Source organism: Nitrobacter sp. CN101 (assembly GCF_055390255.1).
Genome location: NZ_AP038833.1, coordinates 1,636,712 through 1,656,313, shown reverse-complemented (window position 1 = coordinate 1,656,313; position 19,602 = coordinate 1,636,712). Strand labels below are relative to the sequence as shown.

28 protein-coding genes are annotated in these 19,602 nt (G+C 58.1%); 5 read left to right on the top strand and 23 right to left on the bottom strand.

The features are described from left to right. Positions 1–245 precede the first annotated feature (245 nt). The 5 genes from ACZ5IL_RS08150 (at position 246) to ACZ5IL_RS08130 (ending at position 2,812) form a co-directional block, all read left to right on the top strand. A complete protein-coding gene (locus ACZ5IL_RS08150; protein ID WP_464596234.1) occupies positions 246–548 on the top strand; it encodes a hypothetical protein in 303 nt (100 codons plus the stop codon). Continuing rightward, the gene (locus ACZ5IL_RS08145) at positions 541–837 is read left to right on the top strand and encodes a hypothetical protein (RefSeq protein ID WP_464596233.1); all 297 of its coding nucleotides are present in this window, start codon (positions 541–543) and stop codon (positions 835–837) included. The genes ACZ5IL_RS08150 and ACZ5IL_RS08145 overlap by 8 nt, the downstream gene beginning before the upstream one ends. A 357-nt stretch (positions 838–1,194) precedes the next feature. Then, positions 1,195–1,353 (top strand): hypothetical protein, encoded by a 159-nt coding sequence (locus ACZ5IL_RS08140; protein ID WP_464596232.1) that lies wholly within the window; start codon positions 1,195–1,197, stop codon positions 1,351–1,353. Continuing rightward, entirely contained in the window at positions 1,353–1,607 is a 255-nt protein-coding gene (locus tag ACZ5IL_RS08135; RefSeq protein ID WP_464596230.1) for a hypothetical protein, read from the top strand. Before ACZ5IL_RS08140 ends, ACZ5IL_RS08135 begins: the two co-directional genes overlap by 1 nt. Next, complete coding sequence (locus ACZ5IL_RS08130; RefSeq protein ID WP_464596229.1) at positions 1,607–2,812, top strand: hypothetical protein; 1,206 nt, start codon at positions 1,607–1,609, stop codon at positions 2,810–2,812. The genes ACZ5IL_RS08135 and ACZ5IL_RS08130 overlap by 1 nt, the downstream gene beginning before the upstream one ends. Positions 2,813–3,033: 221 nt before the next feature. Here the strand turns inward: ACZ5IL_RS08130 and ACZ5IL_RS08125 are convergent, their stop codons facing one another. From ACZ5IL_RS08125 to ACZ5IL_RS08015, 23 genes are all read right to left on the bottom strand, one after another. Further along, a complete protein-coding gene (locus ACZ5IL_RS08125; RefSeq protein ID WP_464596227.1) occupies positions 3,034–3,270 on the bottom strand; it encodes a hypothetical protein in 237 nt (78 codons plus the stop codon). Positions 3,271–3,448: 178 nt separating this feature from the next. After that, the gene (locus tag ACZ5IL_RS08120; RefSeq protein ID WP_464596225.1) at positions 3,449–3,826 is read right to left on the bottom strand and encodes a phage tail assembly chaperone; all 378 of its coding nucleotides are present in this window, start codon (positions 3,824–3,826) and stop codon (positions 3,449–3,451) included. Continuing rightward, entirely contained in the window at positions 3,823–5,991 is a 2,169-nt protein-coding gene (locus tag ACZ5IL_RS08115) for a phage tail tape measure family protein (protein WP_464596224.1), read from the bottom strand. Before ACZ5IL_RS08115 ends, ACZ5IL_RS08120 begins: the two co-directional genes overlap by 4 nt. Continuing rightward, positions 5,972–6,313 carry a GTA-gp10 family protein gene (locus ACZ5IL_RS08110; protein WP_464596222.1) on the bottom strand — a complete coding sequence of 114 codons (342 nt, stop codon included), beginning with the start codon at positions 6,311–6,313 and terminating at the stop codon, positions 5,972–5,974. Before ACZ5IL_RS08110 ends, ACZ5IL_RS08115 begins: the two co-directional genes overlap by 20 nt. Beyond that, a complete protein-coding gene (locus ACZ5IL_RS08105) occupies positions 6,310–6,708 on the bottom strand; it encodes an HK97-gp10 family putative phage morphogenesis protein (protein WP_464596220.1) in 399 nt (132 codons plus the stop codon). The genes ACZ5IL_RS08110 and ACZ5IL_RS08105 overlap by 4 nt, the downstream gene beginning before the upstream one ends. After that, complete coding sequence (locus tag ACZ5IL_RS08100) at positions 6,708–8,321, bottom strand: terminase large subunit (protein ID WP_464596219.1); 1,614 nt, start codon at positions 8,319–8,321, stop codon at positions 6,708–6,710. The genes ACZ5IL_RS08105 and ACZ5IL_RS08100 overlap by 1 nt, the downstream gene beginning before the upstream one ends. Then, positions 8,290–8,640, bottom strand: coding sequence for a P27 family phage terminase small subunit (locus ACZ5IL_RS08095; RefSeq protein WP_464596218.1), 351 nt, complete (start codon positions 8,638–8,640; stop codon positions 8,290–8,292). Before ACZ5IL_RS08095 ends, ACZ5IL_RS08100 begins: the two co-directional genes overlap by 32 nt. A 30-nt stretch (positions 8,641–8,670) precedes the next feature. Then, positions 8,671–10,647: an autotransporter outer membrane beta-barrel domain-containing protein gene (locus ACZ5IL_RS08090; RefSeq protein WP_464596217.1), complete on the bottom strand. Its 1,977-nt coding sequence runs from the start codon at positions 10,645–10,647 to the stop codon at positions 8,671–8,673. 3 nt (positions 10,648–10,650) lie between these two features. Beyond that, entirely contained in the window at positions 10,651–10,797 is a 147-nt protein-coding gene (locus tag ACZ5IL_RS08085) for a hypothetical protein (protein WP_464596216.1), read from the bottom strand. Continuing rightward, complete coding sequence (locus ACZ5IL_RS08080; RefSeq protein WP_464596215.1) at positions 10,779–11,093, bottom strand: phage head closure protein; 315 nt, start codon at positions 11,091–11,093, stop codon at positions 10,779–10,781. The genes ACZ5IL_RS08085 and ACZ5IL_RS08080 overlap by 19 nt, the downstream gene beginning before the upstream one ends. Then, on the bottom strand, positions 11,090–11,458 hold the full coding sequence (locus ACZ5IL_RS08075; RefSeq protein ID WP_464596867.1) for a DUF3168 domain-containing protein: 369 nt from the start codon (positions 11,456–11,458) through the stop codon (positions 11,090–11,092). Before ACZ5IL_RS08075 ends, ACZ5IL_RS08080 begins: the two co-directional genes overlap by 4 nt. 67 nt (positions 11,459–11,525) lie before the next feature. Beyond that, on the bottom strand, positions 11,526–11,885 hold the full coding sequence (locus ACZ5IL_RS08070) for a head-tail connector protein (RefSeq protein ID WP_464596214.1): 360 nt from the start codon (positions 11,883–11,885) through the stop codon (positions 11,526–11,528). Next, positions 11,882–12,208, bottom strand: coding sequence for a hypothetical protein (locus ACZ5IL_RS08065; RefSeq protein WP_464596213.1), 327 nt, complete (start codon positions 12,206–12,208; stop codon positions 11,882–11,884). The genes ACZ5IL_RS08070 and ACZ5IL_RS08065 overlap by 4 nt, the downstream gene beginning before the upstream one ends. Further along, positions 12,205–12,348 (bottom strand): HNH endonuclease, encoded by a 144-nt coding sequence (locus ACZ5IL_RS08060; protein ID WP_464596866.1) that lies wholly within the window; start codon positions 12,346–12,348, stop codon positions 12,205–12,207. Before ACZ5IL_RS08060 ends, ACZ5IL_RS08065 begins: the two co-directional genes overlap by 4 nt. 285 nt (positions 12,349–12,633) lie before the next feature. Next, positions 12,634–13,026: a hypothetical protein gene (locus ACZ5IL_RS08055; RefSeq protein WP_464596212.1), complete on the bottom strand. Its 393-nt coding sequence runs from the start codon at positions 13,024–13,026 to the stop codon at positions 12,634–12,636. 13 nt (positions 13,027–13,039) lie between these two features. Further along, positions 13,040–14,197 carry a phage major capsid protein gene (locus ACZ5IL_RS08050; protein ID WP_464596211.1) on the bottom strand — a complete coding sequence of 386 codons (1,158 nt, stop codon included), beginning with the start codon at positions 14,195–14,197 and terminating at the stop codon, positions 13,040–13,042. A 4-nt stretch (positions 14,198–14,201) separates the two neighbouring features. Then, a complete protein-coding gene (locus ACZ5IL_RS08045; protein WP_464596209.1) occupies positions 14,202–14,699 on the bottom strand; it encodes an HK97 family phage prohead protease in 498 nt (165 codons plus the stop codon). Next, positions 14,699–14,884, bottom strand: coding sequence for a YodC family protein (locus ACZ5IL_RS08040; protein WP_464596207.1), 186 nt, complete (start codon positions 14,882–14,884; stop codon positions 14,699–14,701). Before ACZ5IL_RS08040 ends, ACZ5IL_RS08045 begins: the two co-directional genes overlap by 1 nt. Then, complete coding sequence (locus ACZ5IL_RS08035) at positions 14,881–15,282, bottom strand: hypothetical protein (protein ID WP_464596205.1); 402 nt, start codon at positions 15,280–15,282, stop codon at positions 14,881–14,883. Before ACZ5IL_RS08035 ends, ACZ5IL_RS08040 begins: the two co-directional genes overlap by 4 nt. Further along, positions 15,272–16,435 (bottom strand): phage portal protein, encoded by a 1,164-nt coding sequence (locus tag ACZ5IL_RS08030; protein ID WP_464596203.1) that lies wholly within the window; start codon positions 16,433–16,435, stop codon positions 15,272–15,274. Before ACZ5IL_RS08030 ends, ACZ5IL_RS08035 begins: the two co-directional genes overlap by 11 nt. A gap of 65 nt (positions 16,436–16,500) precedes the next feature. Beyond that, on the bottom strand, positions 16,501–16,707 hold the full coding sequence (locus ACZ5IL_RS08025; protein WP_464596201.1) for a helix-turn-helix domain-containing protein: 207 nt from the start codon (positions 16,705–16,707) through the stop codon (positions 16,501–16,503). Between the two features lie 7 nt (positions 16,708–16,714). After that, positions 16,715–16,936: a hypothetical protein gene (locus tag ACZ5IL_RS08020; RefSeq protein ID WP_464596200.1), complete on the bottom strand. Its 222-nt coding sequence runs from the start codon at positions 16,934–16,936 to the stop codon at positions 16,715–16,717. A gap of 62 nt (positions 16,937–16,998) precedes the next feature. Beyond that, the gene (locus ACZ5IL_RS08015; protein ID WP_464596199.1) at positions 16,999–19,287 is read right to left on the bottom strand and encodes an AAA family ATPase; all 2,289 of its coding nucleotides are present in this window, start codon (positions 19,285–19,287) and stop codon (positions 16,999–17,001) included. Between the last annotated feature and the right edge of the window lie 315 nt (positions 19,288–19,602).

Genomic DNA, 19,602 nt, shown 5'->3' with positions numbered 1-19,602 from the left:
GATTTCGCCAACTATGGGAGCTTTTGTTGGACGTTGAGATTTTGCAAATCTTCCGATTCGTGCCAAGCCGTCGTTGGGTTTGATCGCCCACGAGACACCGTCTACATCATAGACCACGAGGCCGGGGGCGAACGCGCTGTCCAAGGCGCAAGCCCAAAAGCGTTCGACGTGTTCTCGCACGTGATCAACCCCCGGCTGTCCGTCTGTCACGGGCTACGGCTTGATCAGCCAGCGAGAACTTACCAATGACGACATCACAAGAAGAAGCAGACGAGCTTTTGTGCGAGTGGCAAGAGTGGTGCCGACGCGGCATTGCGAAAAGAGAAAAAATTAATGATGGCGAAGCTACAATTCAAAGCATTGAAGCGGGGTTCGCCCTTTTTGCCTTTTTGGTTTCGTCCCGCAAAGAGATTCGCGCGCGCAAAGTCACTCTCGCGGCCAACCCCCGGCCGATCGCCAGGGAAGACGACGACGGCTACGACTGCATCGAACTTGAGGCGATGCATAGGGCACAGCGGACGGTCAAACATGGGGGCAGCGATGAGTGAACGACAGAAGAAATCTTTCACCACTGGTGTTCACAGCACCGCGCTCCGACCAAAATCGGACCCACATGGAGAAGTCACGATCGAGCGCCTTGAACGTGGTCTCGCCTTGTTGGCGTATCTGATCGAATTGGATGGGCCAGTGTACGCACCTCTATTCGAGAAGCTGGAGCGAGAGCTTGAGGCAATGCGGTCTCGTGAGAACACAGTGGCTCGCGCCAAGCGATTGCTCGAAAGCTACCGAGAGGAAAATCGCCTCTCACTTGCACCGCCGAGAATGAGCGAGGCGTAACCACCCCGAGCCCCGAAGAGAAAGGCCCCGTTTCGGCGGGGCCTTTTGCTGTTCGCGTCGATGTGAGCGGCGGCAGTGGGTAATATGTAACACAAAGTGATCGGGCTTGCTGCGAAGCTAAGTTATTGATTTTACGACGATACCCCACATTACGTGCCTATTAGGATAAGTCCGGAAAATCCCGATTGACGAACGATGGGCAAGCGCTGCTTTGATCGTGGTCAAGATTTCCCCGTGGCCAAACGGGTAGCTGCGAAAACCTTTCCCACTTCATCTGGGCCTCGGTTTTCGAATTTTCGAAACCACGATCGCGCTGTGGCTTGGCCGGCCGGCGCCCAGATGGAGACTGATCGAGCAATGCCGCGCCGAGCGCAGACCTTCAGGAAAGGCGACGTGGTGAAGGCGTTGAAAGCCGCGCTCCGGCGCGGTCTCGCCGCGGCCAGTCGTCGCCGAACTATGAGGGATGATCTCGTCGCCGGGCTGAGTTTGCGCAAGCGCGCGGAGGCGGCCGGCTAATGTCTCGTCCTGTCGCGATACCGCACGGAGCTTGGCCGCTGGAAATGCGTGCTGAAACCGCTGCTGCCTATTGCGACGAACCGAGTGTCGAAGCCTTTCTCAAGAAGGTGCCGACTGTTTATTCGGCGCCCAGCAAATCAAAGGGCTGTCTCCCTAAGTGGCATCGCTTCAAGCTTGACCGAGATATCGCACGTCGCCATGGCCTGAGGGTCGAAGCCCCTGCCCTCGTTGAGGCCGCGGAGGATCTGATCTGATGCCGCGTAAGAAGCCTCAGGGCTGGCCCAAGCTGATGGTATCGAAGCGCCTCAGGTCAGGCGCTGTCGCCTATTATTGGGATATCCCGAGCTGGGCCAAGAAAGCCGGCTGCGCGCTGCACAGCGAGGCGCTCGGCTCTGACTATGCTGCAGCGAAGAGCCGCTGCGATGGATTGCTGAACCCCCAGTTCGATGCGTGGCGCCTGCGCGATGGCGATCTCACTGTCAGCAAAACAATTCCCGGATCTTTCGACTGGATGACCTCGGTCTACAAGGCGTCACCGAAGTACACCGGTAAATCGAGCAAGTACCGAAAGGACATCGACCTCCAGCTCTCGCTTGTATCGAATTTCAAGCTGAAGGATGGGCGCACGTTCGGCTCGCTTCTGCTCCAGAGCGTCACGCCCGGCACTGCCGATAAACTTCATGAGAAGCTCAAGGAGAAGACAGACGGCAGCGAGCGCGCCAGAACCGCAAAGGGCGCAATGTCTGCATGCCGGCGAGCTTGGAACGTCGCTCACCGCAGCAAGCCCGCCGCGGTGCCGCTACCGAATCCGTTTTCCAAAATGGATATCAGTTACTCGCCTAAGACCACCCGGCCGGTTTCTTATGGCGAACTTATGAGGTTCGTCACCGCTGCCGACGAGGATGGATCGCCATCTATCGGAACTGCGGCAATGATTGCCTTCTTTTGGTTGCAGCGCCAGGTTGACATACTCTCCCGCCTGACATGGGGCCATTATCGCCCTTCTGAAGCGCCGGCCTGCGCGCGCATCTTCCACCACAAGACGAAGGTTCTTTACGATCTTCCGCTCTACGATGACGACGGAACGGCGCTCTGGCCGGAACTTATGGCCCGGCTCGATAATGCCCCACGCCGCGGGACCTTGATCGTCACGAGAGACGTCGCCGACCGGCGCCGCAAGACCTTCCTCCCTTGGGCCGAGGACTACTTCCGCCACTGCGTTGCCGTCATCCGTACCAAGGCTGGCATCGGACCTGAGGTGAAATTCATGGGGCTGCGCCACGGCGGCAACGTCGAAGGCGCTGACGCTGGTCTGAGCGACGCCCAACTTCGCTCATTGAGCGGACACAAGACCACGGCGGCTTTGCTGCGATACGCGCAGCAGACGCCGGTTCAACAGCGCGAAGGTGCGCGCAAACGACGGGACGCCAGAACGAAAAAGGGGATTTTGTCGGAATGACCCGACTGACGTGGTGTCGGAATGGCGCTGCGTTTTCGGTATAAGTCTTTGAAATCGTTGGTGGGCGATGTAGGGCTCGAACCTACGACCCGCTGATTAAGAGTCCAGAAGATTTCGCGATCTTTCAAAGCGATAGCCGCAAACTGCGGGCATGTGGTCCCATTGATTCCGTTTGCGAAATCACGGTGACGCAAACCGTGCGATAATCAGGCTGATGCGAATTAGGAAGGTTTAAAGCAGTCGGCGCGGATCAAAGCGTCATTACTTCGACGGCTGTAATCCGGACGAATCCACTTATCTATGTTGGCCGCCGCGTCGGCTTGTCCGGCTTTGCTGAGCAGTTCGTCGCGTTCTGGACCGGGCGCGAGACTATCGGCTTTATGCCGCATCTCCTTAGCAAAATCTTCGAGTCGATCTTGAAGCGTTATTGTTTTATCGAAACGTTGCCGCTGTTGCATGGCGCGCTCCTTTCCGTAAGAGGAAGGCGGGAGCGCAAGCGCAAACTGGCGTTCTCATCACCGATAAAAGCCACAATCCGTGCGATGATGCAGAGAGTGTGCGCCATAAATCCGAGAAGAGCGAATCATTTATTTACACGTATTTACACGCCGGATCTAACCCATCCCTTACTTCCCCTCACCCGAACAGCCGCTTGAACAACTGCGGTGTCACCTTCTCCGAACTGACTTTCGGCCTGTCCGGCTCCTTTGCCATGATGGCGGCGACTTCCAGCCACGTCGCGTCCAATGCGCGGATTATGTCCAGTTCGAACGGACGCACCGGCTCGCGACGTAGCCGTGACCAGGCTTCGATATCCTGGTAGCTAATCGGATTGGCGCCGAACCCATTGCTTCCGCGCGTAGCGTGCAGATGGAGAAATATCCCCCATACACGCAAGCCGGCTGCGGGCATTTCAGGCGCGTCGGGATAGGTCTCCATTGCACCGGGATGCCGGTCCATCTGCCAACGCAGAATGTAGACGAGCCGATCGGACAACCAGTCGAGATCGATCATAGCAACCTCCGATTCTTTGCGTTTCGGACTGCCTGGACCGTGAGCATGGGCAGGTTCGCTTTCAAATCGGCAACTTGCTGCTCGACGCGTCGGAGGCCGGCAGCGTCGGCGCCAGTGGCGTCAATGTTGACTGTAACTGGCGCGGTGATGGTGTCGCCACTCATCGCCGAGCCGATCTGATGGTTCGGGACAACCTGCGACCCTCGCGGAAGGTTGACCAACTCTGGTCCCTTCTCACCAACGATCGCGAGACCGCCCGGTGCGTTGTCGGTACCGCTGGCGAACATTGGAAACGATAGTCCGCCAGTACCGGCGCCCAGCCCTGACGACCAAGTTGCCCCGGCTGTCGCGCTGCTAGAGCCGAACAGGCTTCCAATATTGAAGCCGGATCCGCCGAACGCGTTTTGCCAAAGGTTATCAGTCGCCATGCTGGCAAGTTTGTCGGCGAGCTTGTCGAGTGCGTTCACGCCGGCGGTCTTGAGCGCATCCATGGCAGACGCGCCTTTGCGAATCTGCGTTTCGAAATCGGTAAAGACGCCACGCGTGATATCCTGGCCCAGGGTGCCGACCTCTCGAAGCGCGTTGTTGAACCGCAGCGCCGCCGCTTCCGAACTCGCCAGCGCACGCGGAACGTCATCGCCATAGATGCCAGCAAGCTCGCGCGCGATGGCCGCATCTTCCGGGGAAAGGAGCGCCGTCTGCTTTCCGACACCGATATCACTCGCAACCTTTGCCTTTGCCAGTGCAGATGCGGCGTCGCCCGCGTCCTGTGCCAGAGCCTGTATCTTGTCGCGCATCGCTTCCGTGACCGGCAACCCGGCTTGCTGCGCCGCGGTGAGCAGTTGAGACTCCGCTCGCAGTTCTTCGATAGCGGCGGTGCCCTTCCCGACCGTTTGTGCGTCCGCTTCCATTCTGGCGGTATGCTTGGCGATAGCCTCGGCTGCCCTGTCGAACTCGTTCTTTTCCGCCGTCTTGTCGTCGGCGGGATTCTTGGACGTGTCGCCGCGAACAATCGATTGAACGTCGGTTGCCTCGCGCATTCCCTTCGAAATGTTGGCGTGGTTCTGTAGCGCCAACCGGAGTTTGGCGTTTGCCGCGATCATGCCGATCGCTGCGGGATCACTCGAAATGCCCAGCGATGCCTCGGAAGCGGCGCGAGATTCCGGTGTCGTGGTCGCGTTGGTGATTGCGTTCCAAATCGACGCATTGCCGATCCGGTTAGCGAACCAGTCCGGAACCTGTTTCAGGGCCGTATAGAGTTGCGTCGCATATCCAACCGCCGCCGCAAGGTCTTCGGTGATGTTCACCCAAGATTCGTGATAAGTCATGCCCATCTTGGCAAGATCGTCCTGAATCGGCTTCCACTTATCCGCCAGAACCTTTTGCGCGGCCTCTAACCGTTCCTTCAAGTCAACGGCGCGGCCAAGGTCTTCGTCCGAAACGATTTTGGTTTTACTTAGCGCATCGGCGCGCTTCAGCATGGCGTCCAAATAGCCGTTATTGTCGCGTAGCGCGGCGGTGATTTGCGGGCCGAATGCCCTCCCGGCTAGATCCAAAGCGGCAAGGCGCTCGCCCGCGTCCATCATCTGATTGATCAGGCTAACGATGGCTCGCAACCGCGCTTCTGCATCACCCGCGGTTGCGAACGCGGCGACCCCGGTGTTGTTGGACAGGTTGCCGTTGTTCTTAAGTTCGTCGATTCGGTTTTGAAGATCGCTACCACCGAGCTTATGCGCGCTCGCCTCATTGAACTTGACCAGCGCCTCGGATAGGCCGTCGATCTTCTCCCGCGCTTCGCCGCTGCTCTTTGTAATGCGCTGGAAGAACTCAGCGTCAAACCCTGACGAACTAGCTTTATCTGCAAGCTCGCTGAACTCGGCAACCTGCTTCTTTGAAAGATCAATCGCATAATCTAGTAGCTGGAACGAATTCTTGACGGTGGTAATACCTAGTGCGATCGGCCCCAGCACGCCAAGCAAGTTGCCAAATGCCAAGGTTGCCGTGCCAGCGACACCTTGCGAGGCCAGCCAGCCGGAATTCATTTCAATGACGGAACGAGTAATTCGACCGATTGCCATGTGAGCGATGGCAGAGGTCGATTCCATGTCCGACTTGAATTTGGACGTGTCCGCCCGGATTGCGACGTTAAGCGCTGGCGTTGGCATTCGGTGCGTCCTCGAAAATAGCGACAATCAGACCATGCGCGATTACCGCGTTGGCGTGGTACGGCTGGCCACGAACATGGTCAGCAATGAGCGCATCTGTATCTTTCTCCGACATGCCACCGCCGAGCAGACCGACCCGGAATACGTTCGCAATATCCAGTGGGGAATGCACCCGTTCTTCAAACCGCTTGAACGCGGCGAAGACCGAAGTGCCGTACTGCCCCGGAAAGCCATCGTTCAACATCCAGGCAACGCGCCGGCTATTTAGGTCAAAGACGTGCTTGCCTCCCGCCCATGTTACTTCACGCGCTGCTGCACTCATTTTAAGGCTTTCTCCACTGCATCATTGATGGTCTGCTCGATACCCGCCCGTTTCGCACGGTACGTCGGCCAAAAGAACGGCTTGGCATGTTGGCGGCTGGTGCCGAATTCGAACGCTTCGGCGTAATCATATGAAACGCCGCTACCCTTGCGGATTTCCTTGGTGGTCATGTCGCCGCCAGCTTGGACCAGGTAGGTAAGTGGGTCCTCGGTCGGCAGTGCGACACACGACGCGGCAAGATCGCCCGTTGGCTCAACTTCCAACTGCTCAAGCGCCTGGCGCTGTGCGTCCGACAGCATTTCGGCTTGATCGCGGATGGCTCCGGATAATTCCGCAACGATCTTGTCCGGAACGCTGTTGATGTACTTATCAAAATCGTTGTTATCGTCGCTCATCACACCCATGCCATATCGTCGGACCAGTTCGGCGAGTCGTAGATCGACGGTGCGTCACCAGCCAATGCGCGGCTGACTGCCATCCAGGACGCGACGGCGCCGTCGATGCGGCCGGTCGATTTGTCCTTGCGGAACGCGCGGTTATCGTTGCCCCAACTGTGAACTGCGATGTTCGCGAAGTTCCAGCGCAACACGGGATGGCCGGCGTGGACGAAGTGACCTTCTAGGATCACCTTCTCCAGGTCGCGGAGCGCTGGCGTCTGCACCTGCCATTTCTGTTCGATGACAACGCACGGAAGCCCGTCGTTGGTAAGCGGACCCATCACAGGCTGTGCGAGCGCCTTGTCGAAGCCGATTTCACCAACGTCGAAGCGCTCGCATAGACCACGGATGCACGTCTCAACGGTTGCATAATCGATGACGTTACCCGGTGTCGGGGTAAGGTGCCCCTGCTCGGCCCAAGCCACGTATGGCGCGCTGTCGCGGTCGCCGCGGCTTCGCAGATTGTCACCGGGGCAAAAGAAGTGCGGAAGGATAATGAAATCGTCGCCATACGGAATGCACGCGACAACTGCGGTCAAATCGGTTGTGGACGACATATCGACCGCGATCCAGCACGGGAGACCGTCGATATCGTCCGGAATCGGTCGGTCGCCTTTGTCGTACACTGCCATTTCGACGAATGGGCTGGTCGACTGATCAAGCCAGATATTAAGCTTGTACTGCTTGAGGCTATCGCGTTCCGTTGGACTGTCCTTGGCTCGCTCGATATGCCTACGAAAGCCGGCTAGTGACGGGTAGCCATGCCCGCTGCCAGGATTTACCCGACGCCAGTTGCCCTCATCGTAAATGTCGCAGTCCGGATCAGCTTCAAACAGGACTGGAAGCCAGCCGGGGTCAACCACATCGCCGCGCGCGATCTTTCGCGCGCGTTCGATAACCTCATGAGCGATATTGTCCTGGCCCCTACCCGCCGTCGTGGCTACAACTAGTAGGCTGTTGTCGGTCTTATCGAGACCGTTGGTCAAAACCTTCCAGAGATCAGTGCCCCGCCAGATATGGATTTCGTCCGCCAGCACGAAGGCGGGAGTTCGTCCTTCCTGCGCCGGCGCATCAGACGAAACGATTTCCAACTCTGTGGCTTCGCGTGGATACTCAATCTTCTTCGCCGAATTGTGAGGATCGTACACCTTAAGGTTGGAGGCGACGCGCTTATCTGCCTGGACGATGCCGCGTGCTTCCTTGAACGCAATACCTGCTTGCTTACGATCAGAAGCCGCAAATATCGCTTCGCCACCAGGCACACGCTCAGGGCCTATGGTATGGAGCAACGCGAGGGCGGCTGCCAAACTCGTCTTGCGGTTGCCGCGTGGGACGAGAATCACGACGGTATTGACGGTGCGCGTACCATCGGCATTGCCCGGACCATAGATGCGCCGAACAATGCGTTCTTGCCACGGATCGAGCTGAAATGCGCGTTTTGGCAGGGTCGATTTCGGATGCTTTAGACGGCGTAGGAATTGGACCGCCCGCTCGCCATAGCCGAACGGGTCATCAATCGGACTGTCGTCAAAGAGCCAGTCAGGATACGTTGAGCGGATTGTCTTCGTCATCTTCATCGTTGTTGTCACGTACCGACGGCCGCGAACGGGATACAGGCGTCAATCCCAACTCGGCGGCAAGTTGGCGGGCCGTGGTCATCGCCTTGTCTTGGGCGCGTACAAGCTTGTCGTCGAATCCGCCTCCAAGGGCTTTCTCAATCTGGCGAACACGACCGATCGCAATGCAGTAGTTTTCGAGACCTCCAAGGTCCGCCGCGGTAAGAATTTTCCGCGAGACAAGCGACGGAAAAACGCGCTTCCATTCAGTCTTCGCGTCTTTTGACATCCAGCCTGGCGCCGACTTGTTGCGGTTGATCGCGTCTTTGGTCATGATCAGATTTGGTTTAGTGCCTTTCACGGGTCACGCCGCCACTTCAAGTAGCGTCATTACAAAATTCGTCGTAGCGGCCGTGCTAGACGTGGAGTTGCTTGCATGCTGCATTTTGTATGTAGTCGAAGAGTTTGAGTTTGGCGCGTCGAGCTTAGAGAACGCACCAAATCCACCCAAGCCGACACCACCTGCCGACGTGTTCGAGTTGGCTGTTAGGTTAGCTCCCGGAAGTGTGGTCGCTCCTCGCAAAAAGGTACTGAAATAGAGAACGTTGGTGGACGCGAGGAATGCCTGTGTGTAGGTCCAAGTTGCAAGCAACGAGATAAGGCTGGCCGCCGACGTTGGTGTGATTGTCGCAGTCGCGCCAGTGACATCAACAAAGGTCGTGCTTGTTGTGCTACCACCCGAGGAAGACACGTGCCGTATTTGCACGATCTGGCCAGGTAATTTAATGCCCGGTCCGAATGTCTGGACAGCAGATAGATTGGTCGTGGTCCAGGTGCCCGCCGTTAAACCCGAGGCGCCCCACTCGATATAACCAAGAATCCGGAAGGCCTTCGAACTGACTGCGGTCCCGGTATAGAACACGCCCGCGCTATCAGCCCCACCGGCACCACCTTCTGCCGTGCTGGACGCCACCAGACTTTCGTTCAGTGCAAACTGTTGGCCGGGTACCGTGCAGAGGATCGCACCAAGCCTGAATGTTCCACCATCATTGAATCCGACAACCCAAAGTCGGAACGCGGTCGATGATGTGACGCCCAAGGTCGAGCCGGAAGAGAGCACCAGGGACGTCGCTGCTGTAATGGCGAGCTTAGTCTTACTTCCCGTGGCGCCTGTCGGGTCTCTAAAATCGAGAACTATAGGTGTTGTTGCGGTCGCATCACTGCCGGCAGCATCCTTCAACGCGATCGTGAGCGCACCCGCGGAGGCGCTCACCGCAAGGCTGATATTGGAAAGATCGTTCGGCGCCGCCGCAATCGCCGCCCGCGCAGCCGCCGCATCAGCCGCAGTGAACACCGCTTTGCCGAGCGTGGTGCCGCCCAGGTTGGTCAACGCGGTAGTTGCACTCGCGAGGTCGGAGAGGTTATTCGCCGAAGATAGGTCGCCGGCACCAGGTTCGCCAACGACGTTCAGATTCCAGTCAGCGTGCGTCCCGGATCCGCCCGTCTTTGTGGATGTCATCGTCAGCGTCGTGCCGCTGTACGTGACGAGACCTTCCATCCAGTTTGCGGTATTGGCTGCAGACGACGCCCGCACTCGCGCGCCGTTGGTGTAGGCTAGACCGGCTTGCGTGGTGAATGCTTTACTGCCCGTGCCGATGGCTAGCGAAGTTGTTGACGTGGCGCTGTAGCCTGGACCAGTTGCTCCCGTGGGTCCGGTTGCTCCTGTATCCCCCTTTGACGCGAATACATCGTAATAGGACACGTTCGGCGGAGTGTGACCGGTTGTTGGTGCCGTGACGACGTAAACGGAACCGCCTGACGTAATGACGTCATTGACGACGTATGCAGTCGCGGGGTTGTAAGCGCCCTTGTAGTTGAACCCTTTATAGACGCCGGCAGAGACCCATGTCCCGCCATCCATTACCCATAGGGCACCTGTAGCGATCCGGAGAATACCTTGCCCGTCGTCCGCAGTAAGCGCTGGAACCACGTCGTTCGGGTCAGTGTAGCCGTCCGGCAAGTACCAGAGCAGGCCCTTTGAGTTCAGGACGCTGATGAGGAAGGAGACGTCGACCATCTGCTGTCCGCCGACGTAGCGGAGAGGTGAATCCCAAATGACCACATAAGGAACGTTCGTCTTGTCGGCAGTCGCGGGCAGGACCAGTTCAAGGTGGGTTAGATCGGTGACTTGATCAATTCTGTTGAACGGACCACCATCGATCGAGATCGAATCCCCGGCACGAGCATTCACACCTGACCAGATAACCCCGTCGCCGGTAACTGTCGTGCTACCGTTGGCGACTGACACGGTACCGAATTCGTAAGTGGGAAACGCGACCATCGTTCAGAGATTTCCTTCTGACGTCTCAAAGTATCCAAACTGAAGCTTACGCTCCTCGTCATCCTTCTCGCACTCAACTACAAACTCCTTGAGCTTGGCGATAATCTCAGCGAGCGTTGGCTTCTCGTCGGTCACGCGATCCTCTGACATCTCAACTCCAATCCGGCACGGCGGCCGATCTGTTTGGTCTCTTTGATGTTGTAGGTATCTCCGGCGTAGACGATGCGGTCGGCGTTCGTGATGCCGTCTCGCCACCATGTCCGAAATACAATCACGGTCTCGTCTGATGCGCCGTGGTTTCGGATGTATTCGTCGGTACTCGTCGTCACCTGTTGCGCACGAAGCGTTGCTAAATTGGTCCAGGTTTCGGCTGGCGTGCCGAAATCGTCGATCGTGGTGGTCGCACGCTGTAGTGTGATGGTGCGGTCTAAGTTCCCTGCCCTCATATCGACACCGACCAGCGCTGTTGAACGAGCGCTTCGATGGTCATGACCCCGTGTGACGTTTCGCCGTCCGGGTCGCGGAGGAATTGCACACGCTCAATATGACAGTCGGAGCACACATAATCCGGGTCGCCCAAATCGAGCCGTGCCGTTCGGTTCACGCCAATCGCTCGACGAATGGCATTGCTGATCGCCTTCACGCCGGCCGTCGACGGCTCCTTTTTCCAGATATGAAGGGTCGAAAAGACGCGGACATAGGATCGGTTGAGCAGAATTTCTGGCGCGTCGATCACCTGATCCTCGCCCATAATGATGCTTGGATCGGGTGCTGGCCGCTGATTTCTGTCGAGGATGCTCGCCGCGGGCACCAACGCAGTGACGACCGCGTTGCCAATGAGCCGCGACCGCAATGCCTTCTGAACCGCGGCGGACGGGTCAAGCACTAGCTTCACCCCAACTCCAGTCGCGATAGTCTTGGATGATCTCGCTCACGCCAAGCGGTAACGGTGCTGCGTTCACCCCGACCAGCGTCGCCTCGCGATTGGCGTACCAGTGCGCGACCATCATCAAAATGGCATGGTCGATGGCCGGAGGTACCGTCGATAACAACGGACTGCCACTCGGCGGGTATTTGTCGGCTATTTTGTAGCCGAGCTGGGTCTCCAGCCAATTTTGAGCGGCATCAATCAACCGCTCAACCGTCTTAACTTCATATGAGCTAACACCGCCGACTTCACCCGTGAAGTCACCGAGATTCAGGTGGCGCAAAGCCACTGTCGTCATTGTGTCGGTCATGACCTCGAAAACTCCAATTTTGCCGCCTCTTGCGTCGAGGGGAATGACCGGTCCCGCTGCGTTTCCTGAAACTTTTCGACCACCCCCGGTATGCGCATGAAACGCTCGCGCACCGCTTCAGGATCAACACCTGCGAGCGTGCAGACAGTACGGAAGTCGATCGTGTCGGTAAGCAACCATTCGATTGCCTCGCGCTGGTCGCGCTGCGCGTCTTTGCCAGTTCGCATGGTTGTTGCATCGGCGATTACTTGACCGAGCACGGCGCACCACAAATGCTTTTCGTTCTCTTCATCGTTGCGTTCAACGAATGTCTCCGCACTCACGATGCACGCTCCATCCGCTGTTTGCGGCTGTCGTGGCAAAAGAAGCAGAGTGACTGCCAATTGCTGCGATCCCAAAACAACTTGGTATCGCCACGGTGCGGCTTGATATGGTCAACGACGCGAGCGGCTGCACTGCACATGACGCAACGAGGGTGCTTATCGAGATAGTGAGAGCGGGCCTTCTGCCATGTGGTGTCATAGCCGCGCTCGCGCGCATTCGGTCGGCACTTGTCAGCTTCGGTACGCGCCCGTACCTGGCACACGCAACGTACGCCATAAGCGACTTTCAGACCACATGAACAGATGCGAGGCGCACGAAGAGGCATTGGCATTCCTAGTTTAAGGAACGGGAGTCGCATGACTTACGAGGACCGCGACTCCCGTGTTCACCAAGCGCGACGCTGAAGCGCGCTCAGTGATTGGCGTTAGGCGACAGGCCGCGAGCGTGCGTGTCCGAGCACCGCAACGGCACCGGCTGCGATCGACGTGCCACTGTTCTTGGTCACAACGACACGGACATACTTCTTGTGACCGATGTAGCTCTGCTTGTAGACGCTCGAATCCTCAAGGGAGGCCGGAAGGTCACCTACAAGGTTGCCAGCCACAACGTCGGTGAAGTCACCGTCCACGTCGGTGTCTGATTCCTGCAGCTTCGCGGTGAAGCTCGGCGCAGGCGAACCGGAGGTCGCACCAGTATTGATGACGAACGCGCAACTCTCAAAGCCCGCCGTATCGACCGTCGCACCCTTGATGGTTGCGGACTGCACCGCTGGCGCGAGAGCCAGAACAGTGCCGATGTTTGAAGCGATATCACGCATAGAAATATTCTCCTTACGAGGTCTTGCAGACGATCTTCTTCATTGCCGCGGGCTGAACGACCGCGCCGCCGACACGCCGCGTGGCGTGAATGCGGGTAATGCCGTTGGTCGCCTGAATGTACGGATTGACCAGGATGCTCAGGCCGATACGGTCCAGAATGCGGTAAGTCGTCTTGATGTCGCCGAATGCGATCGGCGTTTTGCCTGAGCCGACGTCCTCCATATCGGGACAATCGATGACCGGGCGACCGAGGATGGTGTCCGCCTGCCCTTGGAAGCCAGGTGACCACAGATAGGTGCCGGTCGTGCCGTCCTTCAGCTTGCGGATAGCCGCGAGCGTCGTGGAGTTCATCAGCCACGTTCCCGCGTTCCTATAAGCGGCCGGAAGCGAATAAAAGGTGTCGATCAGCATATCGGCCGGGTTCGAACCAAGCGTGGAAGCGTTGCCGGTCGGCACGATGCTAATATCTGCATTGACCAGAAGACCTTCCGGCTGCAGCGGACCGGTGCCCTTCAGGAAGGAAAGCCCCTCCTTCAGGCCGAAGTCCTCGGCGAGGGCCATCCGCACTTCTGACTCGGCAGCGCCGGCGCTGTCGGCGAGAAGCTGGTTCGAGATATCGACATAGGTGTTGATTTCCCGCACCGGGATTTCAAGCTGACCGAAGGTCGGTTCGCCGGTTTCCTGCGTCTGCGTTTCGCCCTTCCACTTCGCGTTGGTGCGGCCGATGCGCTTGGGATAGCTGACGGCCGGCGACGACGTGGAACGAACCGACGCGAGACCGCGGATCGGCGAGTACTGCACCAGATCACGGATGAACTCGGTCGCCATCTCAGTCGGCGCCAAGTAGCCGCCCTGCGGGTCGCTGGAAACGATCAGGGTCTTCAGTTCGAGCGGATCCGGCGGAGTAATGCCAGAGCGGACATACGCGCCGAACGCCTTGGTTTCGAGCGCGGCGTCTGAATTCTTGTGATCGCCGTGGCCGGGACGGTTGGCCTTGGCCTCCAGCTTGTCCAGGCGCTCGACCAACTTGGTCGTATCCGCCTTGGTCTCGATCGCTTTAAGGCGCGCGTCAACGTTGGTCGTCAGGTCGTTGACCGCCTTCGTCACCAGTTCGACCGGATCGGTTTCGTCGGCGTCTTTGAATTCGAGATCAGAGAATCGCTTACCCAAGGGATTACCTCAATGCTAGAGCCGCAGCGGCTCGGTTAATGACCGCGGCAAGTGCTGCGGCTTCGTCAAAAGACTTCGCGGAAGTGATGCGTGCTCGGGGGTGCGACGGATTTCGCACAAGGCTGATTTCAGCCAGATCGAGCGCGTCGATAATTCGGTTACGGCCTTCTTTACGGGAAGACTTGGTGCGGAATCCGATGGACAGGCCATCGACCAGGCCAGACTTGAGCATTGTCCGAATGGAGCGAGCGCGGGGCTGGTCGAGGTGCAATTGCCCTTTGACCACCAACCCATCGTCGGTGGCCCGCACTTCGCTCCAAGACCCAATCAAGTCCGAGGGTCGATGCTCGAACAGGATCGGCAGATCGGATGGAATGTCGCCGAACGCTGACTTGGTAATGATGTCGCCGACGGAATCGGCTGAACTGAATGGCCAAGCGTTGCCCGTGATGGTGCCTGTTTCGTCGACCGAAAGGTTCGCTTTGATTTCAAGCTGGTCCATTACGCGTCCTGCTTCGCGAGTGCATCGACCGGGAAGCGTCCCCACTTAACGTCGCCCTTTGCATCGAACCAGGTCGTGTGAACTGTCACGCAATCCTTGGCAGTCACAGTGTCAGGTACACCATCAACGGACATCCGCGGCCCACCCGACTTGAGCCGAACGACGTCCCCAACCTTCAAACTCACGTTTCCTCCATTGGCAGCCGTAAGAAATACGGCGCCCTACTCTGCGAAAACTGTTCAACCTGTTGCCGCACCGACTCTTGCTCGCGCAGGAGCTTCACGACGTTCGTCAACGCGAACGGCACGACGTTCCCATCACGCTTGACGTTCCAAGAGACAACGCACCGGGCAAGCCGATCGATGTCCATCCGATCGTACTCGGCTGCCGGCGGCCGCCCCTTGAACGCGTAAAGTTCATCCTGCATTTGCAAGCGCGCCTTGCGCTGCACGTCGCTGTCCGGACCGGCGACGGTCAGGATCATGTCCATCGACTCGCCAGTGACGGGATGCTTGATGACCAGATCGGCGCCGCGGTCCTGCCCCGCTACCAGATCGTCGAGCGCGGAAAGATCACTCGCCATTTTGCGCACCTGTGTCGGTGGGGATCGGCTTGACGGTAATGTTGCGGTTTCCGTAGGTCTCGCCGCCCGTATGCGGAGGCTGGCCGATCCAGGATGCACCCGTGTTCGGATTGATAACTTCGGAGGCTATCAGGCTATTGATGGCGTTGGCCCTCGTGGCGAGGTCGACGCGGGAAAGGTCATCGCGATCGAAGCGGAACGTCAGCGTCGCGCGTTCTTCGTCAGACAGAAGCGCGCGGTTGAATGCGGACTCAAGAACGCAGAGCCACGGCTCAAGGCAGTACGACAGAAATTCTTTATGCTTTTGCTCGGCGTTCGCGTAGCTGCTCTTGGTCAAATCACCAAGCATTGACGGCGACATATTGAACGCTCGCGCGATTTCTTCGGTCTGGAAGCGGCGTAGTTCGAGGAATTGGGCATCGACGCTGGAAAGCTGTGCGACCTTCAGGGTCACACCGTCATACAAGAAAGCAGTCTTGCCGGCGTTCGCGGTACCCTCATAGGCCGCGCCGAAACTCGACCGCATCCGCTTGATCGCATCTTCGCCGATACCTTTCGGTACCTCGACGACAGCGCCAGGGCGCGCGCCCCGTTCGAATTGGCGCTTCGCATGGGTTTCCATCGCCGCGGCGGTATCGATCGCACCACGGGCCAAATTGACGGGGCTGCGACTGAACGGCGAGCGAACATGGATGACATCGCGCGAATTCAGTGGACGTCCGTCGATGCTGTACGCGGGTTCGCCACTGCCGTCCGACGCATAGGTGACGGTGATGCGGCCGGGAGCATAGACGATAATCTCAATCGCCTTCCCTTCGCTGTTCCGAACCGCAACCGCAAGACCACCAGCGTCATGGATGCACGCCATCGACGTCAGATCGCGGATGCCTTCGTAACCGGACAGCCAGGGGTTAAATTCGCCGCGAAGGAGTTTCAGCGAAGGGTGGTCGATCTTCTCAGGAATGTCGCCGCGCTTAACGACGTAGATGTCGAGTGTGGCCGGACCTTCCGAGATCAGCCGAACCGCATTGGCAACCGGTGTAAGCTGAAGGGGCGAGGTGAAAGTCGCACCGAAGATCGCGAGTTCGGTATCGGTCGGGTCAGCGAGCGATTTTGTTTCGACAGTAGTGCGGCTAAACGGCCAGAGTTTCATTCATGATTATATGCCACAAAACGCTAGGACATATAAGCTAGCAAGACCTTGCAGACCCTAGCAACTCAGGCCGCGCGACGCATCCATCGAAAGAGTTCGCTGCGAATTGCCCAGTGCCGGCCACCCGTCTTGTAAATCGGAACGTCCGGTTTCCTCGCCCATCGACGCGCAGTGTCAACGCTCACGTCGAGAAAGGCAGCGATGGCGGGCAGTCCCCATATGCGTTCAACGTAGAGGTCAGGTTCGTTCAGCGTGATCGGCTTAGTTTCCATGTGGGGGTCACCTCCTCTGCGAATTAAATTCTTCTTCCACATACTTCCCTAGCAACTTAGTGGTCACGCAAGCCTGCTGGCTGTCGCGGTCGTGACCGGCCTCCCTTAGACATTGCGACCTGGCAACGGCGCCGTACTTCTGCGGCGGCGGAAACGCCGGTAGCTGGGCCATGTAGGCAATCCCCGCGATCACCGCTGCGAGTATGACTAGTTTGATCAAGGCTCTCATGATTGGTGCCTTTGAAATGATGAGTTGATGTTTTCCATGGTCATGCAAGCGCGCAAGCGCCTTTAGGGCGCGCGCAGCGCTATAGGGGTATGGGGGTTGGGATAGCAGTCCGTTGGTATGGGGGTTGGTAGGGTTTGAGGCACCGTTGGTAGGGGTGTTGGTACCGCGTTGGTAGGTGGTTGGCAGGGCGTTGGAATCGGGTTGGTAGGCTGTTTCGTCAACTGATAATTCCGATCTGAGACGATTAGGTGTTGTCTCATCCGCGAGGGCGGCCCGGTCATGATGGCCTCGATACGCTTTGAAGCGAGCAACCGATCCATGGCATCCTTCAGCGCCCTGCTCTTTAAACCTTGCGCGCCCGCGTGTTCTGCAAATAGTTTCGGCGCGTAATTGCTGCCGGGATTCGGGCTAACAGCACCCCTGCTTTCCGCATCGTAGAGCGCTAGAAGCTTCAGGAAGACTTCATCGGCCCTATTGCGAGCATCGTTCGCCGCCATCAGGCCACCGGCAGTGATGCTATCAGGCACGAAGATACCGCGGCGCCAGTGCAGGACGATCTCCTCACCTACCCTGCCATAGTTTGATTTCATGGACCGGAGTACGCGCGCGTCCGGATCCGGCTCGCTGTTGTCGTCGGCGCGGATGCGATCAAAGTACAGACGGCTTCGCACGGAATTGTTCCAGCCGGTGCTACCGCTAGAACCGGTACCTCTCGTCATGCCTGACACGGAAGGATGTGCCAACAAAAGGATCGTGATATCATATTTCAGCGCAAGACCCCGCAGCAGACCGATGAACTGCCGAGCCTGCGAGCGGTCGATCTCGTTGCCTCCGAACAAGTCCGCCAACGTGTCGAGAACGACGAACGTCGGCCTAAGTACGATGCACTGGGCTTCCAAGGCGGCAAACAAGGCGGTTGGAACGAGGATGCTGCTTCGGCCGTCAGGTGCCGCGAGGATCGCATCTTCTCCCGCAAGTGAAACGATATGCAGGTCCGTCATTGAACTCAGCGGAACGGAATTCTCGCGGGCAATGTCGTCCAACCGGCGATGAACCTCGTCGCGAGAGTCCTCTGCGGTCACAAATAGACAAACACCCCGTTCGACAAGCCGGCCAAGCCAAGGGCGACCGAGCGCCGTAGAGGCAAGAAGTTGAAGAGCAATGAGAGATTTGCCCGTACCGCCGTCACCATAAAGCAGCGTGACGGTCTCGGCTGGGATCCAACCACGGACGTGCCAACGCCGTGGCGGTACGGGCAACCCATCTAGCGACGCAGCGGAGAACACAGGTAGGATGTCGGCCGACTGACTTGGAGCCGAACGCTCTGTGCGCCCGTCTTCGGTCCAGTGCCATCCTTCCGGCAAAGGTGCGCCTACGGGTAGCGGCTGCAATGGAGGTGCTGGGGGTATGGGACAGCCGAACACGTGGCGGAACATCCATGCGGTGTCACGCTTCAAAAGCCCCGGTAAGGTCTCTAGGTTGTCCCCTTCCGTTTTGAAATCTGTCGGACTCCTCCATCGGCGCGTGATCGTCTCGTGCTGATCTTCCCAACTCATGGCTAGGAACGCGCTAAGGCCGTCCTCGCCAGGGAACGAAAGTTTGATGCGCTTTCCGACGCTGATCCATTCATCGTTGCTGGGTGGATCGACTTCCCATCGTTTCAGCTTCTGTTCGATCCACCAGCAGAGTTCGTCGTAACGAATTCCATCGTGCGAAATGCCGCCGACCGCATCCGGTACGTGCCCGGTGATTTTGCTCTCCGGGCGCTTCGCCTTGCAAACCTCGTCTAAGACCCATTGCGGCGCGACAGCGATCACGTGCGGAGCATTTAACCAGCGGTACGTGCCGCCGTCGGCTTTTCGGCTCGGGGCTGCGAGGAACATTCCTCCGTCGCCGCGCACATCGATGCCGGAGTCTTTCGCGAAGACTCCGGCTCTTGTAATGACGTCGATACCGGGGTGCCTGAACACATAATGTCGCGAACCGCTCGGACTTTCCGCCATGAGTGTCGGTGGCAACGGACAATGCTTGGTCTCTAATGCTGCGAGTGACGAAAAGCCGTCGCGCCCATGGCCGTCGACGGTGTCAACGTCGAGAACAAATATTTCGTTGCCCGGCCCGGTCGGCACGCCAATGTTGGCATCCAGCCATTTTGTGAAGTCGCGTTGAATCTCGCTCGGGTCGCGCGTGGCGCCCCATTTCGTTCCACTGTACTCTTCCGACTTATGGGATTTCTTTGTGCCTATCGGCACCGGGAAAACGGACCATCCCCATTTGTCGGCGTAGTTTAGAGCGTGAGGCAGCAACGTACTTGCAGAATCCGGCGCTGCCGGGTATATTTCACTAATCAATGCAATCCCCGTATAAGAAGCCCCGCCCTCCCCGGCGGGGTTTTTCTTTTGGTTAATCGCGTAGGACAGCGCTCACGTGTTGACGCGAGACATTGAGCAGGCGAGCGATTTCGCACTGCCTCATACCCATCGCAGCAAGATTCTTAATGGCAGGCACACACGACTGGGCGCCCGCAACTCGGGATGAAGAGACCCAGCGACGTACACGATCGGGTCGGTACGTTTGCAGGACGTTGTTAACAGTCCACCATTTCGGAAAGCCGAGCCTCTTCGTGATTTCACAGGTGCGATGACCAGCGTCGAAGAGTTCGAGAA